18 protein-coding genes are annotated in these 15,542 nt (G+C 42.7%); 9 read left to right on the top strand and 9 right to left on the bottom strand.

Annotated features, from left to right (window positions below):
- The first annotated feature begins 147 nt into the window (after positions 1 to 147).
- The 7 genes from hemB (at position 148) to BLU33_RS19385 (ending at position 6,449) form a co-directional block, all read left to right on the top strand.
- Entirely contained in the window at positions 148 to 1,119 is a 972-nt protein-coding gene (gene hemB, locus BLU33_RS19415) for a porphobilinogen synthase (RefSeq protein ID WP_091376988.1), read from the top strand.
- 81 nt (positions 1,120 to 1,200) lie between these two features.
- Positions 1,201 to 2,571 carry a glutamate-1-semialdehyde 2,1-aminomutase gene (hemL, locus tag BLU33_RS19410; RefSeq protein WP_091376985.1) on the top strand — a complete coding sequence of 457 codons (1,371 nt, stop codon included), beginning with the start codon at positions 1,201 to 1,203 and terminating at the stop codon, positions 2,569 to 2,571.
- Between the two features lie 7 nt (positions 2,572 to 2,578).
- On the top strand, positions 2,579 to 3,460 hold the full coding sequence (locus tag BLU33_RS19405; RefSeq protein ID WP_091380805.1) for a sensor histidine kinase: 882 nt from the start codon (positions 2,579 to 2,581) through the stop codon (positions 3,458 to 3,460).
- Between the two features lie 12 nt (positions 3,461 to 3,472).
- Positions 3,473 to 4,180, top strand: a complete 708-nt coding sequence (locus BLU33_RS19400) for a response regulator transcription factor (RefSeq protein ID WP_091376982.1) — start codon at positions 3,473 to 3,475, stop codon at positions 4,178 to 4,180.
- Between the two features lie 7 nt (positions 4,181 to 4,187).
- A complete protein-coding gene (locus BLU33_RS19395) occupies positions 4,188 to 4,709 on the top strand; it encodes a hypothetical protein (RefSeq protein ID WP_091376979.1) in 522 nt (173 codons plus the stop codon).
- A 96-nt stretch (positions 4,710 to 4,805) separates the two neighbouring features.
- Positions 4,806 to 5,825 carry a uroporphyrinogen decarboxylase gene (hemE, locus tag BLU33_RS19390; protein ID WP_091376977.1) on the top strand — a complete coding sequence of 340 codons (1,020 nt, stop codon included), beginning with the start codon at positions 4,806 to 4,808 and terminating at the stop codon, positions 5,823 to 5,825.
- A 90-nt stretch (positions 5,826 to 5,915) separates the two neighbouring features.
- Complete coding sequence (locus tag BLU33_RS19385; RefSeq protein ID WP_091376975.1) at positions 5,916 to 6,449, top strand: CopD family protein; 534 nt, start codon at positions 5,916 to 5,918, stop codon at positions 6,447 to 6,449.
- A gap of 13 nt (positions 6,450 to 6,462) precedes the next feature.
- On the opposite strand, the gene BLU33_RS19380 is transcribed toward BLU33_RS19385, so the two are convergent.
- Complete coding sequence (locus tag BLU33_RS19380; RefSeq protein WP_091376972.1) at positions 6,463 to 6,633, bottom strand: type II toxin-antitoxin system VapB family antitoxin; 171 nt, start codon at positions 6,631 to 6,633, stop codon at positions 6,463 to 6,465.
- Positions 6,634 to 6,676: 43 nt separating this feature from the next.
- Positions 6,677 to 7,213 (bottom strand): GNAT family N-acetyltransferase, encoded by a 537-nt coding sequence (locus BLU33_RS19375; protein ID WP_091376969.1) that lies wholly within the window; start codon positions 7,211 to 7,213, stop codon positions 6,677 to 6,679.
- Between the two features lie 94 nt (positions 7,214 to 7,307).
- Between BLU33_RS19375 and BLU33_RS19370 the strand changes: the two genes are divergently transcribed.
- On the top strand, positions 7,308 to 8,117 hold the full coding sequence (locus tag BLU33_RS19370; RefSeq protein WP_091376966.1) for an outer membrane beta-barrel protein: 810 nt from the start codon (positions 7,308 to 7,310) through the stop codon (positions 8,115 to 8,117).
- Positions 8,118 to 8,187: 70 nt separating this feature from the next.
- Positions 8,188 to 9,189 carry an ABC transporter ATP-binding protein gene (locus BLU33_RS19365; protein ID WP_091376963.1) on the top strand — a complete coding sequence of 334 codons (1,002 nt, stop codon included), beginning with the start codon at positions 8,188 to 8,190 and terminating at the stop codon, positions 9,187 to 9,189.
- Here BLU33_RS19365 and BLU33_RS19360 read toward each other — a convergent pair.
- The 7 genes from BLU33_RS19360 to BLU33_RS19330 form a co-directional block, all read right to left on the bottom strand.
- Positions 9,186 to 9,974, bottom strand: a complete 789-nt coding sequence (locus BLU33_RS19360) for a class I SAM-dependent methyltransferase (RefSeq protein ID WP_091376960.1) — start codon at positions 9,972 to 9,974, stop codon at positions 9,186 to 9,188. The genes BLU33_RS19365 and BLU33_RS19360 overlap by 4 nt on opposite strands.
- Before the next feature lie 40 nt (positions 9,975 to 10,014).
- A complete protein-coding gene (gene ilvA / locus BLU33_RS19355; protein WP_091376957.1) occupies positions 10,015 to 11,268 on the bottom strand; it encodes a threonine ammonia-lyase IlvA in 1,254 nt (417 codons plus the stop codon).
- The gene (locus BLU33_RS19350; protein WP_091376955.1) at positions 11,268 to 12,434 is read right to left on the bottom strand and encodes a 2-isopropylmalate synthase; all 1,167 of its coding nucleotides are present in this window, start codon (positions 12,432 to 12,434) and stop codon (positions 11,268 to 11,270) included. Before BLU33_RS19350 ends, ilvA begins: the two co-directional genes overlap by 1 nt.
- A 115-nt stretch (positions 12,435 to 12,549) precedes the next feature.
- Entirely contained in the window at positions 12,550 to 13,305 is a 756-nt protein-coding gene (locus tag BLU33_RS19345; protein ID WP_091376933.1) for a class I SAM-dependent methyltransferase, read from the bottom strand.
- A 91-nt stretch (positions 13,306 to 13,396) separates the two neighbouring features.
- Positions 13,397 to 14,521 (bottom strand): 3-isopropylmalate dehydrogenase, encoded by a 1,125-nt coding sequence (gene leuB, locus BLU33_RS19340; protein WP_091376930.1) that lies wholly within the window; start codon positions 14,519 to 14,521, stop codon positions 13,397 to 13,399.
- A 38-nt stretch (positions 14,522 to 14,559) separates the two neighbouring features.
- Entirely contained in the window at positions 14,560 to 15,156 is a 597-nt protein-coding gene (leuD, locus tag BLU33_RS19335) for a 3-isopropylmalate dehydratase small subunit (RefSeq protein ID WP_091376927.1), read from the bottom strand.
- A 70-nt stretch (positions 15,157 to 15,226) separates the two neighbouring features.
- Entirely contained in the window at positions 15,227 to 15,508 is a 282-nt protein-coding gene (locus BLU33_RS19330) for an antibiotic biosynthesis monooxygenase family protein (RefSeq protein WP_091376924.1), read from the bottom strand.
- Positions 15,509 to 15,542: the final 34 nt, after the last annotated feature.

Here is a 15,542-nt window from a genome sequence, read left to right as displayed (position 1 = left end):
AGTATAAAAGAGCTAAGACCGATGAACTAATGAACCAAACGTTCATTGTTAATCAGGGCAAAGGTCCGCTGATATCGCTTGTATAAGCCATATACAGATGCTAAGACCAATGAACTAATGAACCAGTGAACCAATGAACTAAAAAAAATGCTACAAAGACCACGAAGAAACAGGAAAAGTGAGGTAATACGCCAGATGGTACAGGAAACGCATGTTAGCGCGGCTAATTTGATATTCCCATTGTTTATCATTGAGGGCGAAAATCAGAAAAGCGAAGTGTCATCAATGCCGGGTATTTACCGGTATTCGATTGATAATTTGCTGCGCGAGGTGGAGAGCTGTTTAAAGCTAGGCTTAAATTCTTTCGACTTGTTTCCTAATATTGATGAGGCGCTGAAAGATAAATATGCTACTGAAAGCTATCGCGATGAAAGCTTGTACCTGCGGGCCATCCGCGCGGTAAAAAAGAATTTTCCTGAAGCATGTGTGGTTACAGATGTGGCCATGGATCCTTATAGCAGCGACGGTCATGATGGCATTATGGAAAATGGTGAAATTCTGAACGATGAAACGCTGGAAGTATTAGGCAAAATGGCATTGGCACACGCGCAAAGCGGTGCGGATATTATTGCGCCGTCAGATATGATGGACGGGAGAGTGGGGTACATCCGGAAGGTATTGGATGATAATAAATTCACCAATGTATCTATCATGTCGTACTCGGCTAAATATGCCAGTGCGTTTTATGGTCCGTTTAGGGATGCGTTAAACTCGGCACCTAAATTTGGTGATAAGAAAACATACCAGATGAACCCGGCTAATCAAGGTGAAGCTTTGATAGAAGCCCGGCTTGATGAGGCCGAAGGCGCCGACTTTTTGATGGTAAAACCAGCATTGCCTTACCTGGACGTGATCAAATTAATAAAAGACAATACTGAATTGCCGGTTGCGGCGTATAATGTAAGCGGCGAATATGCCATGATAAAAGCAGCCATACAAACAGGCTGGTTAAATGAGCAGCGCGCCATTACCGAGGTGCTTACCAGCATCCGTAGGGCAGGCGCCAGCACGATATTAACGTATCATGCTAAAGAGGTGTTGGAGAATAAGTGGATTTAGTATAAGTCAAAATTCAAAAGTAAAAAGTCGAAAACACGGCAACACTTTTGAATTTTGAATTTTAATTTTTGACTTAAAAAGATGTTTGATTCGATTAAGAAAATATTTTCAAGTGAGGATGATTTGCCGGTAAATACAACCGGGAAACCAAATATCAGCAGGGAAAAATCTGCCGAGCTATATGCTAAGGCTAAAACTTATTTTCCGGGTGGGGTTAACTCACCGGTTAGGGCCTTTAAATCGGTATACGGTACGCCGCTTTTTATTGAAAAAGGTGATGGCAGCCATATCTGGGATGCGGATGGTAATGAATTTATTGATTTCTGCTGCTCATGGGGCCCGCTTATTTTAGGGCATAACAACGCTAAGGTTCGCGAAAGGGTGATCGAGGTAATGCAGAATGGTATGTCGTTCGGTGCGCCTACGGCTTTGGAAAATGAACTGGCAGAGCTCATCCTTAAAAACAACAAGTTTGTTGAAAAATTACGTTTTGTAAGCTCTGGCACCGAAGCCGTTATGTCGGCCATCAGATTGGCCCGCGGCTATACCAAACGCGATAAAATACTGAAGTTTGAAGGCTGCTACCATGGCCATACCGATGCCCTGTTGGTAAAAGCAGGTTCGGGTCTGGTTACTTTTGGCGAAACCTCATCAGCAGGCGTACCCAAAGCATTTGCCGATGAAACCATTGTAGTTTCATTAAATGACACCGAAGCGCTAAAAAAAGCATTCGAAGAATTTAAAGATCAGATTGCGGCGGTAATAATCGAGCCTATCCCGGCAAACAATGGCTTATTGCTGCAAAGCAAAGAGTATTTACAGTTTTTAAGAGAGATATGTACCCAAAACGGCACATTGCTGATATTTGATGAAGTAATATCAGGTTTCAGGATCGGTTTTGAGGGCGCCGCTGGTCTTTACCAGATCAAGCCGGATATCCTTACCTATGGTAAAATAATAGGCGGTGGTTTACCGGTTGGCTGTTATGGCTCATCTGACGAAATTATGGGCAGTGTATCGCCTGATGGTCCGGTTTACCAGGGTGGTACCTTATCGGGTAATCCGGTAGCTATGGCTGCAGGTATCGCGCAGTTAACCGAAGTACTGCGCATGGGTTTCTACCGTGATTTGGCTAATAAAACAGAAGAATTTACAGCATCAATACAACGTTTTGCATCAGCACGTAGTTATAAGTTTAAGGTGTTCACTATTGGCTCTATGTTCTGGTTTGCCTTTACCGATAAGGAAACGATAACCAAAGCTGAAGAAATTGATCCCGCAAGCATGGATAAATTCAAAGTAATGCACCACGAACTCATCAACAGGGGCGTTTATTTGGGCCCATCAGGCTACGAAGTTGGCTTTATCTCATCAGCTCATACAAAAGTTGATTTGGAACGGGCAAAACGTGCTATATTTGATAGTCTGGATCTTGTATTCAACACAAAATAAAGAGGTTATGATAAAGCAACGTTCATTAGTTATTTTTTATGCCCTTATCATTTACGCGGTAGCGCAATTGATATGGTGGGCATATTATTTATACAGTTTGCAGCACAATCGCCTGGGTATGATACTGGGCGAAGGCTCCATGTTTGTTACCGTATTCGTGTTTGGCGCTATCAGTCTGCACAAAACAGTTAACAGGGAAAGCAAACTGCAGGAACAGAAAAGAAATTTCCTGTTATCGGTAACCCATGAGCTGAAATCGCCCTTGGCATCCATCAAAATATTACTGCAAACCATCCAAAAGAGGGATCTTACCAAAGTGCAGATCCTTGATTTTATAGATAAATCATTACTGGATATTGAGCGATTGGATGATATGGTAGAGAACATGCTGCTGGCATCAAAAATTGATAACCGCTCCTACACTTTCCCTAAAGCCAAGTTCAATTTGTCGGTTTTGGTTGATAGCATTGTGAACCGTTTGCAGGTTACCAAATGCGATTGTAATCAGCAGGTAATTGATGCGGAGATTGAACCTAAAATTGAGATTACCGGCGATAAATTCGCGCTTACATCGGTAGTAACCAACCTGGTGGAGAACGCTATAAAATATTCCAGTCCGTGCGAGGTTGTTGCCGTAAAATTGTTTTCAAAAGATGACAAGGTATTCCTGCAGGTTGCAGACCATGGCATTGGAATAGCCGATGCGGAAAAAGGCCGTATCTTCGATAAATTTTATCGTGTGGGCAGCGAAGACACACGTAACACAAAAGGCACTGGTTTGGGGTTATACATAGTGAAGGAGGTTTTGGATAAACACGAGGCAAGCATAAAGGTTAAGGATAACCGCCCGGCAGGAAGCATTTTTGAAGTAACTTTTGCATTAACCTAAATAGTAAATTATATGCCAAACAAGAAGAGAATTTTATTAGCCGAAGATGAAGAGCATCTGTTAGAGGCCATTAAACTTAACCTGGAACTGGAAGGGTATAAAGTATCGACCGCTAAGAACGGCAAAAAGGCATTACAAATATTTAAAGAGGAACGTTTTAACCTGGTAATACTGGATGTTATGATGCCCGAGATAGATGGCTTTGTAGTTGCTGAAACCATAAGGTTGGAGAATACCGAGGTGCCTATCATGTTCCTGACGGCTAAAAATACCAATGAGGATAAAATATCGGGCCTTAAAAAAGGTGCGGATGATTACCTGACTAAACCTTTTAACCTTGAAGAGCTGATCTTACGGGTAAACAATTTGGTAAAACGCAGCCTGAAAGGTGATGATCTGAAAGAGTTTAACAGTTATGTTATTGGTGATAAAACCATCCATTTCAACTCGTTTGAGCTGGTAAATGCCGATGGATCTATCACGCCGTTAACCAAAAAGGAAACCATGCTGCTGAAACTGCTTATCGAGCGCAGGAATGATGCGGTATCGCGTGAGCAAATACTGGAAACTGTATGGAATTATGATGTTTATCCATCAACGCGTACCATTGATAACTTTATACTTACGTTCCGTAAATATTTTGAACCGGATCCTAAGAACCCGGTTTACTTTCACTCCATTCGTGGTGTAGGTTATAAATTTACCGATAATCAGCACTAAGGAGTAAATGTTCACTAATAACGCACGGATAATACTTGTAGGCATCTTTTTAGCCATGCAATTGTTCTTTATTTATCAGCATGTGTATGAGCTGGCCGCGGTAATGGTGCTGTTTGTGGTGCTGATTATATGGGGATACTTTAAAGAGGGAACAGTTATACTGGCCGCTAAAAGTTTTCATAAAAAAGACTACGACAAAGCTGAATCATTATTACGGCAGATTGCGAGGCCCACATGGCTGAGCAAAAAAAGGCGGGGCTTTTATGAGTTTATATTAGGCGGGGTAAGTCTGCAAAAGCAGGATTATGAGGCCGCCGAAATACATTATGAGCTGGCATCACAATTCCCCTTACGCAGTGCTAACGACCATGTGGCCGCTTTGGTGCATGTGGCCAACATCAGTATACGACAACAAAATTTTGATAAAGCACGCGCTTACCTTGAACTTGCCGGTAAGCATGAAGGCAAGATCACCGCTAAAATGAAAGAGGTGATAGCCAAGCTTGAACTGGAACTAAAACAACACTAATTGTAAAGAGCCAGGAATCAAGAGTTAAGAATCAAGAAGGGAATTGCCCTAATCTTGACTCTTGATTCTTGACTCTTGACTCTCTTCTAAAAACACATGAGAGATTCGTTATTAATTAAAGCAGCATTTTCAGAGGAAACACCAAGACCGCCGGTTTGGATGATGCGCCAGGCAGGCAGGTTCATGAAAGAGTATTGGGATATTAAAAATAAATATTCCTTTTTAGAGATGTGCAAAACCCCTGAGCTTGCAGCCGATGTAACTATGTTGCCGGTCGATCTGTTAGGGATTGATGGTGCCATTTTATTTTCAGATATATTAGTTACGGGTGAAGCCATGGGCGGCGATCTAAGCTTTACCCAGGGTGTTGGGCCTAAGTTTGCCAACCCGGTACGTACTAAGGCTGATATTGATGCTTTGGATACCCAGGTGGTTCACAAGCTGCAATATGTAGCCGATGCTATTAAAGTGATACAACAAAGGCTGAACGGCAGCATCCCGCTGATAGGTTTTGCAGGCGCGCCGTTTACTGTAATGAGCTATTTGGTTGAAGGCGGATCATCAAAAGATTTTAAGCTGACTAAATTGATGCTGCACAATGAGCCGGAGATGGCACATCAGCTATTATCAAAAATTGCTACCGTTACTGCAGATTATCTGAACCTGCAAATTGCAGCCGGTGTAAATGCCGTGCAGATATTCGACAGCTGGGCACAGGCTTTGGCATGGGATGATTATAAAGAATTTTCGCACCGCTATATCACTGAGATCATCAGTAAGCTAAACAGGAAAGATATCCCGGTGATCTCTTTCTGCAAAGGCAGCTCGGTTTTCGCACCGCTAATGGCAGAGGCTAAACCGGATGTGATCTCTATCGACTGGAATGTTGACCTGCTTGATATTAAAAAACGTTTACCTGCCGGTATAGCCGTACAGGGCAACCTTGACCCGCATATTTTGTATGCTGATAAAAAGGTGATAAAAGAAAGGATCTACCGTTTGTTCGATAGGATGAAAGGTGAGAAGGGTTTCATATTTAATCTAGGTCACGGCATTATGCCTGATATACCGTTTGATAATGTGAAGTACGCGGTAGAGATAATAAAGGAATATTAGCCCCCCGGCCCCCTGAAGGGGGAGTAAATATGCGAGGGGTATATCGATAGGTTATTCAAAAAGTTCCCCCTTTAGGGGGCTAGGGGGTTTATGTATCAATACATATTAGCCATACATATCATTTTTGTAGTCTGCTGGATGGCGGGGCTGTTTTATATTGTGCGCCTGTTTATTTACCACACCGAGGCGCAGGACAAACCTGATCCTGAACGCAAAATACTATCCGACCAGTTCGAGATCATGGAGCGCAGGCTGTGGAACGTGATCACCATCCCATCCATGTTTATTGTAATTGCGGCGGGTATCACCATGCTGGTATTGGACCCGGGATGGTTGCAGGATCGCTGGTTGCACGTAAAACTTTTTTTTGTGGGATGTTTGGTTATATACCACTACATCTGCCAAAACAAGATCAAACAGATGCGCAGGGGCGTATTTAAATGGACATCAACCCAATTGCGCCTTTGGAATGAGCTAGCTACTTTGTTGCTATTTGTAATTGTAATGTGCGCCGTTGTAAAGGATAATATCAATTGGCCTTACACTATTATCGGGTTAATAATTTTTGTATTTGTGATGATGGCTGCGGTGAAGATCTATAAATATTATAGGCTGAAGAAGTAGTTAATCGACTTCTTTATTTACCTGCTTGATTGGTGTATTTCTTTAACTGCCTTAAGTTCTTTGAACCTCCAAAGGAAATATACAATTGTAAGGCTTGCTCAATAATAATATTCTTGTCTTGAATATTGGTAAGCATTTGCGCTTTAGCTATCAATGCCTCATCTATCTCTATATTGGTTCTCATAAAAAAGCTATTTTAATAAATATATAAAAGATGCGTTTGGTTATCAATTTTTTAAAAAATAAACCACATCCCCTTCAGCATCCTCTTCGCTCACATATTGATAATCCACATCCTGCTGAAAATTACTTCTCTTTAATAAATTACGGGAGCCTTCATTATCCGGGCGTGTTAAAGCGAAAATTGTTTTTGCCTGCATAGTGTTAAATGCAAACGCTATAATTTTCTCAACTACCTCAAGCATCAAGCCTTGTCCCTGGTATGTCGGGCTTAGTTCATAGCCTAAGTCTACTGTTTCATTTTCAAGGTTAAAGTTCCACAGGCAAACAGTACCTATCAAGGTATTATCGGTTTTTGGGGCGATGACCCAGTAAGCGCCAATACCATCATTGAGGTTCCCATCTATCTTTTTAACGAACGCTTCACATTCATCAATGGTGACAGATTTTGGTCTTTTGAGGTATCTGTTTACATTTTCATCCGAACGGAGTTGCTGTAGCTGAACACAATCATCGCTGGTCAGCCTTCTTAATAGGAGGCGGTTTGTTTGCAGATCGGGAAAGGGTGTAAAGTTGGTATTCATTGTATAAAGATAATGTCAGGCAAGTGAATTTAAAAATGATTCACTTTCAGCTTAAAAAAAAGTTGACTAAATTCCCGATCTAAATCTACAGAATTTGAAACGCTTAATTTTTATCCTGATCATCTGCACACTGGCAACAGGTGTATTTGCACAAAACAGCAAAACGGATTCTGTTAAAGCTAAAAAAGCGGCTGGTCATAAATTGAGCTCTGTTGACGAGGCTACGGATATCAACTTTAATAAAAGCAAGGATACCGTTATCCATGAGCATTCAAAAGCGCCCGGTTTTAGCTGGGGACTAACATTCGCAAGGTTTGATTTCGGGTTATCGACGCTGGTTGATAATGGCAGCTTTAAGCTATCGCCACAAAATGAATTTCTGCGTTACCGATCATGGAAAACGAGCAATGTCGGGTTTGATGTGATACAATTTAGCTACCGGTTTAATAGCACATTCAGGATGTATTTATCGGGAGGGTTTGATTGGACAAATATCCGCCTGCGCGATAATATCACTATACTGCAAAACCAACCTGTATTAACTTATCGCCAGGATAATATAGATTACCGTAAGAACCGATTTTCATCCACCTACCTGCGGATCCCGCTAACGTTTGATTTTCGTACAAAAGAAGACTATAACGGCGGTAGTTTCCATTTTGTTTTCGGGCCCGAAGGCGGGATACTGCTGGGCGGTAAGGTTAAACAGATCAGCGATGAAAACGGGAAGCAGAAAGCTTTTAATGATTATAACTTTACTAAGTTTACATACGGCCCGTTTTTGCGGGTTGGCTATGCGGGCTTTGGCATATTCGCTAAATATTACATGAACAATATGTTTGAGAACAGTCCTGAACAGGATGGGTTGAAGAACTTTTCGTTCGGTATGTCATTTATATTTTAACCGTATTCAGCGTGTCATTTATGAAAGGCTGTTATTCAATAGCCTTTTCATTTTACGTATCTTTGTCATAATGGCTCCTCCACATTTTTTACAGGCAACCTCAATAACAAAAAAATATCCCGGCGAAAGGGTTTCAGGTGTTTTAGACGTTAGCATCACCATAAATCCCGGCAAAATAACAGCAATAATTGGCGAAAGCGGCAGCGGAAAAAGTACGCTGATGCGCCTGCTTTACGGTCTGCTTGCACCCGATGAAGGCGAAGTTCAATTTAAAGGCGATCGCATCTGGGGCCCTGCTGAAAAACTGATCCCGGGGCATGATGCCATGAAAATGGTTACCCAGCATACCGACGACCTGAATTTATTTGCCAAAGTATGGGATAACGTTGCCGTGCTATTACCCAATATCAACATCCAGGCTAAGGAGGAGAAAGTTGCCACGGCGTTAAGCCTGCTCAACATGACCAAACTGGCCAATAGCCGTGTGTTTGATCTGAGTGGTGGCGAAAAACAGCGTGTGGCCCTTGCAAGAGCAATAATAACCCGCCCAGAGGTGCTTTTGCTGGATGAACCCTTTAACCAGGTGGATACCTCTTTCCGTGAGGACCTGCAGCAGGATATTCGCCAGATAGTAAAGGAAACCGGCCTTACGGTGATCATGGTATCGCACGACCCATCCGAAGTACTATCAATGGCCGATGAACTTGTGGTGATGAGGGATGGAAAGATCTTGGAATCGGGTGCACCTGTAGGGATCTACCAAAATCCTAAACACTTGTATACAGCAAGTCTGCTGGCCAATTGCAATATACTGGACGCAGATAAAGCGAAGTTATGCGGCATCAAACTAAAAGCTAAAAAGGACACCGCGGTTATTTATCCTGAATGGATAACCTTAAGCAGCAATAAATCATCCGACTGGAATATCAAAAGCATCCTCTTCAAGGGTTTTTATGAGGACCTGATACTGGAAAAGGAAGAGGTAGAACTGCGTGTGCGTAATTACGCGACGCATACCTATAAAGAAGGGGATGCGCTAAGTGTGAAAATAGGGAAGTGGCTGGAGTATTAAGCCAATTTCCCTCTAAACTCTTTCAAAACCATTGTCATACTTTCTGCCTCAGATTGTATCCAGGCATTATAATCATCAATAGCTTGTAAGCGGTCATCATTGCTGATATATCCCTCATCCACCATTTGGGTTGATGCGGCTACCTTTGCCCATATGCCAATTTTTGAGAGGAAATTATCCTGACCCTTTACATATACCTCGTTGGCGTCGTGTATTTCGATATCAGCGAAACCGGCTTCTGCAAAATATTCAGGCAAGTCTTCGGTAATGTGGTTATTCATGCCTGCATCGGCACGCCACCTTAAAAAAGTACTGTAAAAACGGAGCATACTTTCAGGCGGGGCAGGGTGCCATTGTAATTGCTCGTGGTTATAATCCAGCACTGATACCTGTCCGCCGGGTTTTAATAGTTCCTTAAAGCGCTTTAGGGCATCAACGGGATTGTTTAGCCATTGCAATACGCGGGCAGATACGATCAGGTCGAATTTTTCTTCCGGTTCGAACTGAAAAATATCAGCATAACTCAAATCGAGGTTCTTAATATGCTGATAAGTTTCTTTACCGCTGGTAATAAATTTTTCTGTATTGTCGATGCCCGTTACATGTCCGTTAGGGCCGACTCTTTCAGCAATTCCTTTGGAGATAGCGCCGGTACCGCAGCCCACATCTAAAACCCGCATGCCGGATTTTAATATCGGAATTAATGTTGTATAATCAGCTTCAAGACTTCGGTTATCAAAGATCTTAGTTGTTACTTCTCCGTCTCTTTGAATCTCCTTGTTCATATAAATTGCTAATTACTCCCCTTTAGGGGCCGGGGGGCTTCTACACTAAATACTCAAACAAAGTTTGGTCCCTGTTGATCTCGATCACATCAAACCTGTGCGCTTCCATCCGTTGTAATAGTGCAGGGTAGTCCTCAGCATTTTTTAGTTCGATGCCAACCAGTGCAGGGCCGTTTTCTTTGGATGTTTTTTTGATGAACTCAAAACGGGTAATATCGTCACCAGGACCTAAAACATTGTTCACAAATAGTTTCAGCGCTCCCGGGCGTTGCGGGAAACGTACAATAAAGTAATGTTTAAGGCCTTCGTATAACAGGGATTTCTCCTTGATCTCCTGCATGCGTTCAATATCATTATTGCCGCCGCTGATCACACAAACTACTTTTTTGCCTTTGATCTGCTCTTTGCACAGGTCAAGCACGGCAACTGATAACGCGCCCGCAGGTTCAACTACGATAGCATCTTCATTATATAATTTAAGGATGGTGGTACATACTTTACCCTCGGGTACCAGCAGCATGTCATCCAAAACCTCACGACACAATTCATAAGTTAACGAACCAACACGCTTAACTGCAGCCCCATCAACAAAACGATCGATGGTACCTAAGGTAACCGGTCCGTTGTTCTCAAACGCGCCTACCATTGATGGCGCGCCTTCGGGCTCAACACCAATAAGCAGTATATCCGGTTTCTGTTGTCTGAAATAGCTACCCGCACCTGCTGCCAAACCGCCGCCGCCAACCGGCATAATTACAGCTTCCACATCGGGCAGATCGTTCATGATCTCAACACCAACAGTTCCCTGGCCCTCGATAACACGGTAGTTATCAAAAGGAGGTATGAAGGTCATGTTATGAGCTTCGGTATAGGCCAATGCCTCTTTTAAACAATCATCAAAAGTATCACCGGTTAAAACCAGTTCAACATTGCCATTGCCAAACATTTCTGTTTGTTTAACTTTTTGTTTCGGGGTGATCTCCGGCATAAAAATTACGCCTTTTGTGCCCAGTTTCTTGCATGAAAAAGCCACGCCCTGCGCATGGTTACCCGCGCTGGCGCATACAACGCCACGGCTCAGCTGTTCTTCGTTAAGCTGGCTTATCATATTATAGGCGCCACGCAATTTGTAGGAGCGGACCACCTGCAGGTCTTCACGTTTTAAATAGATTTCGCACTCGTATTTTTCAGATAGGCCCGCGTTATATTCAAGCGGGGTATTTTTAACCACGCCGTTTAAACGCGCAAAGGCTGCGTCAAAATCCAGTTGCGTATTTTTTGCTGTGTCCATCATTAGTCTTTTACCATTTTAAATGCGACTAAACTCAGCAAGTCTTCATCATTAATATCCAGCTTAATATCAGCAAGTGTTAAAAAGCGTGAGTAGGCACTATTCAAATCTTCTTTGTCTAAATTATAGCCCAAACGCTCCAGATGGAACTTTAAGGCATGCCTGCCACTACGAGCGGTAAGCACAATACTGGCGCTGGGGAAACCAACGTCCTCCGGACGAATGATCTCATAGTTCTCGCGGTTCTTCAGGAAACCATCCTGGTGAATACCTGAGCTATGCGCGAAAGCATTGTTACCAACAATAGCTTTATTTGGCTGCACCGGCATGCGCATTTGCGTACTTACCATATGGCTCAGCTCATAAAAATTCCTGGTATTGATGTGCGTATGTAAGCCTAAAACCTGGTGTGTTTTTAAAACCATTACCACTTCTTCAATGGAGGTATTGCCTGCACGTTCGCCAATACCATTGATGGTACCTTCAATTTGGCGGGCACCATTTTGCAGGCCTGCGATGGAGTTAGCGGTAGCTAAGCCCAAATCATTATGGCAATGCACAGATATGATAGCCTGATCAATATTCCTTACGTTCTCTTTCAGGAAACGGATCTTGCTGCCGTATTGATCGGGCAGGCAATAGCCGTTTGTATCGGGAATGTTTACCACAGTTGCACCGGCAGCTATAACCGCCTCAACCATCTGCGCTAAATAAACCACATCAGCACGACCAGCATCTTCAGCATAGAACTCGATATCCTCAACATACTTTTTAGCATATTTTACAGCATCAACTGCACGCTCCAGAATTTCTTCGCGGGTGCTGTTAAATTTATGCTTGATATGCATATCAGATGAACCGATACCTGTATGGATACGTGGCCTCTTAGCATATTTTAATGATTCAGCAGCGGCATCAATATCACCTTTGTTGGCCCTGGTTAAAGCGCAAACAACAGGCTCTTTTACAGCCTTTGATATCTCAACCACACTCTGAAAATCACCCGGACTTGAAATTGGGAATCCGGCTTCAATAATATCCACGCCCAGTGCTTCCAGCTCGCGGGCAATCTCAATTTTTTCTGGGGTTGTCAGCTGGCAGCCGGGTACCTGCTCACCATCACGCAAGGTGGTGTCAAAAACATAAACGCGGTTGGGATCGTGTAACATAGTTTTTCCTTTTTTATTTTTTATTTGGTATCAAGTATTTAGTATCAAGTATCAGGACAGAAGCATGGCGCTAAAAATCTTGATACCTGATACTAGCTACTTGATACTAGCTTCGCTATTCTTTTATTGCTATAAACCTTAATCTCTTGTAATCAGCATACCATTGGCCGTCTTCGTTATAGTCGGGTTCAAGTATGTCGGTTATTTCGCTTAATATTTGCATTTTTTCGTCTTTGGGTATGCCTTCCATAAACTGGTTGCCGAACATGCAGATCCATTTGGTTACGCCCATATCGCCATCCTGTAATTGTGTTTTACGGTCGAAATGTGCCGCAAATGTTACCCTGAAGCCTTGCGCCTCTAAACGAGTGGTATATTCGCCCAGTGACGGGAAATACCATATGGTTTTATCAGCCAAAGCTTCATAACCATGCTCTCTCAATACTTTTTGCGTAGCCGAGATCATTTTCTGCACGTTGCCTTTTCCACCCATTTCGGCAACAAAACGGCCGCCGGGTTTTAATGCATCATATACACATTTAATGGCTGCATCAGGTTTTAAGATCCAATGCAGGGTGGCGTTTGAAAAAACGGCATCAAACTGTTTATCGAAATGAAAATTGGCACCATCAGCAACTTCAAAATGCACATTAGGGTATTTCTCCTGTGCTGCTTTTATCATCTCTGGTGAAGCATCAATGCCTGTGGCTACAGCACCGCGTTCCTGTATGCGCTCCGTCAGCTGGCCTGTACCGCAACCCAGATCCAGGATCTGCTCACGGCGTTTGATGTCCAGCAATTCCAGTACATTCTCTCCGTATTCAAATACGAAGGAGTGTTTGTCGTCATACAATTCTGCGTTCCATTTCATATTATTTTGATTACACCGATGATTTTTTAATTACACCGATTTTTTTGGCATTAGTTATTGTGTCATTGGTTATAGAGTCATTTTTTGACTTTTAACTTAAATACTCCAGTACCTTTTGCCCCATGGCTTTGGTACCTAATATTTTGCTTTTATCAGTTTTGCTATCCGCGATATCGCCTGTGCGGTAGCCATCTTTTAATGCTTTATCAATTGCATCAGTTACCTTTTTAGCTTCTTCTTTCAAACCGAAACCAATTTCCAGCATTAGCGCTACTGATAGCATTGATGCCAGCGGATTAGCTTTATCCTGGCCGGCGATATCATGTGCCGAACCGTGGATGGGCTCAAAGAAACCGGTACCATCACCAATTGATGCCGATGCCAACATACCCATTGATCCTGCTATCTGCGATGCCTCATCAGTTAAAATATCACCGAAAAGATTGGCGGTTAATACCACATCAAACTTTTTAGGGTTTTTAACCAGTTGCATAGCGGCGTTATCAATGAACATGTGCTCAGTCTCTACATCCGGATAGTTTTTGGCTATCTCCTGAACCACTTCGCGCCATAGGCGTGAGGTTTCAAGTACATTGGCCTTATCTACCGAACATAATTTTTTGCCACGAACACGTGCAGCCTCATATGCTTTTATCGCGATGCGTTCAACCTCGTAACGTGAATAGATCATCAGGTCGGAAGCAGTATTCCTGTCCTCGCTGCGTTTTTTCTCGCCGAAATAAACATCACCTGTCAATTCGCGGAAGAACAAAATATCCGTTCCCTTTAATATCTCTGGTTTAAGGCTTGATGCTTCCAACAACTCATCAAATAACATGATGGGGCGCAGGTTGGCATACAGACCCAACTCTTTACGTATCTTCAATAAACCCTGCTCCGGGCGAACCTTGGCAGATGGGTCATTATCATATTTAGCATGGCCAACCGCGCCAAACAGTATGGCATCGCTGGCTTTTGCTTTTGCCAAAGTTTCATCAGGTAATGGATTGCCGGTTGCCTCAATAGCAACGTGGCCCATCAATGCCTCGTCAAACGTAAATTCATGGCCAAAATCCTTGCCAATTTGCTCTAATACGGCTTTTCCCCAGGTTGTTACTTCCGGTCCGATGCCATCACCGGGTATTACTAATATGTGTTTGGCCCCCCGACCCCCTGAAGGGGGAGTTTTAGAAGCATTATTTTCTGTAGTACTCATTATTTATTAATCATGTTAAACCGCTAACAGTTCCCCCTTTAGGGGGCTAGGGGGCTTTCAAACTCCGCTATTAATTCTTTTTTACTCAGGATGTAATCAATATCATCATAACCGTTGGTCATGCAGGCTTTTTTGTAGGGGTTAACTTCAAAAGCTTCTGTTTCGCCGGTGGCTACTATTTTAATGAACTGATCAACCAGGTTAACTTCTACTACCGCGTGTTCATCTTCAAAAACCGCGTCGAAGATCTTTTGTAAAAATTCATCGCTCACCTGTACCGGTAATAAACCGTTGTTAAGGGCATTACCTTTAAAAATATCAGCGAAGAAGCTGCTTACTACGGCATCAAAACCATAATCGGCAATGGCCCAGGCTGCGTGCTCGCGGCTGCTTCCGCAACCGAAATTTTTGCCTGCAACCAGTATTTTACCGCTATAATTTGGGTTGTTGAGCACGAAATCCTGCTTAGGGTTATCGTTCTCATCAAAACGCCAATCGCGGAACAGGTTATTGCCAAAGCCCTCGCGGGTAGTGGCCTTTAAAAAACGTGCAGGTATGATCTGGTCCGTATCGATATTCTCGATAGGTAGCGGCACAACGCTGGTTTGTATGTGTTTGAATATTTTGGTTGCCATAATTATATGTCATTAGTCATCGAGTCATTGGTCATTGATTTTCTAATCTCTAACCTCCAGCCTCTAATCTCTATTCATAATGTTCAACAGTAGGGAAGGGGTCATAAAAATGATGTAATAACCCTTTCCATTCCTGGTATTCTTTTGATCCTCTGAAACCCTCTGTATGATCGGTTAGTGTTTCCCATTCAACCAATAAAATGAACTGACTTGTATTTTCAATACATCTTTTTAGCTGGTGCGAGATATAACCTTTCATTTGTGATATGATGTTTTGTGCTTTGGAAAATGCTTTTAAAAACTCATCTTCCTGACCAGGTATCACATTTAGTACGGCTACTTCTAAAATCATATTTAATGTCTGAACCTGAATTTTTAGAATTAAT

Source organism: Mucilaginibacter mallensis, assembly GCF_900105165.1.
Lineage (GTDB): Bacteria > Bacteroidota > Bacteroidia > Sphingobacteriales > Sphingobacteriaceae > Mucilaginibacter > Mucilaginibacter mallensis.
The sequence above is the reverse complement of the archived record's forward strand: the minus strand, read 5'-3'. Positions and strand labels throughout refer to the sequence as shown.

Excerpts from the sequence above, each read along its gene's own strand:
- BLU33_RS19365 (WP_091376963.1), top strand. The coding sequence starts at position 8,188 with ATGGCTCCTCCACATTTTTTACAGGCAACCTCAATAACAAAAAAATAT.
- BLU33_RS19350 (WP_091376955.1), bottom strand. The coding sequence starts at position 12,434 with ATGTTACACGATCCCAACCGCGTTTATGTTTTTGACACCACCTTGCGT.
- BLU33_RS19405 (WP_091380805.1), top strand. The coding sequence starts at position 2,579 with ATGATAAAGCAACGTTCATTAGTTATTTTTTATGCCCTTATCATTTAC.
- BLU33_RS19345 (WP_091376933.1), bottom strand. The coding sequence starts at position 13,305 with ATGAAATGGAACGCAGAATTGTATGACGACAAACACTCCTTCGTATTT.
- ilvA (WP_091376957.1), bottom strand. The coding sequence starts at position 11,268 with ATGATGGACACAGCAAAAAATACGCAACTGGATTTTGACGCAGCCTTT.
- hemB (WP_091376988.1), top strand. The coding sequence starts at position 148 with ATGCTACAAAGACCACGAAGAAACAGGAAAAGTGAGGTAATACGCCAG.
- BLU33_RS19380 (WP_091376972.1), bottom strand. The coding sequence starts at position 6,633 with ATGAGAACCAATATAGAGATAGATGAGGCATTGATAGCTAAAGCGCAA.
- hemE (WP_091376977.1), top strand. The coding sequence starts at position 4,806 with ATGAGAGATTCGTTATTAATTAAAGCAGCATTTTCAGAGGAAACACCA.
- BLU33_RS19330 (WP_091376924.1), bottom strand. The coding sequence starts at position 15,508 with ATGATTTTAGAAGTAGCCGTACTAAATGTGATACCTGGTCAGGAAGAT.
- leuD (WP_091376927.1), bottom strand. The coding sequence starts at position 15,156 with ATGGCAACCAAAATATTCAAACACATACAAACCAGCGTTGTGCCGCTA.
- BLU33_RS19385 (WP_091376975.1), top strand. The coding sequence starts at position 5,916 with ATGTATCAATACATATTAGCCATACATATCATTTTTGTAGTCTGCTGG.
- BLU33_RS19375 (WP_091376969.1), bottom strand. The coding sequence starts at position 7,213 with ATGAATACCAACTTTACACCCTTTCCCGATCTGCAAACAAACCGCCTC.
- BLU33_RS19400 (WP_091376982.1), top strand. The coding sequence starts at position 3,473 with ATGCCAAACAAGAAGAGAATTTTATTAGCCGAAGATGAAGAGCATCTG.
- BLU33_RS19360 (WP_091376960.1), bottom strand. The coding sequence starts at position 9,974 with ATGAACAAGGAGATTCAAAGAGACGGAGAAGTAACAACTAAGATCTTT.
- leuB (WP_091376930.1), bottom strand. The coding sequence starts at position 14,521 with ATGAGTACTACAGAAAATAATGCTTCTAAAACTCCCCCTTCAGGGGGT.
- hemL (WP_091376985.1), top strand. The coding sequence starts at position 1,201 with ATGTTTGATTCGATTAAGAAAATATTTTCAAGTGAGGATGATTTGCCG.
- BLU33_RS19395 (WP_091376979.1), top strand. The coding sequence starts at position 4,188 with ATGTTCACTAATAACGCACGGATAATACTTGTAGGCATCTTTTTAGCC.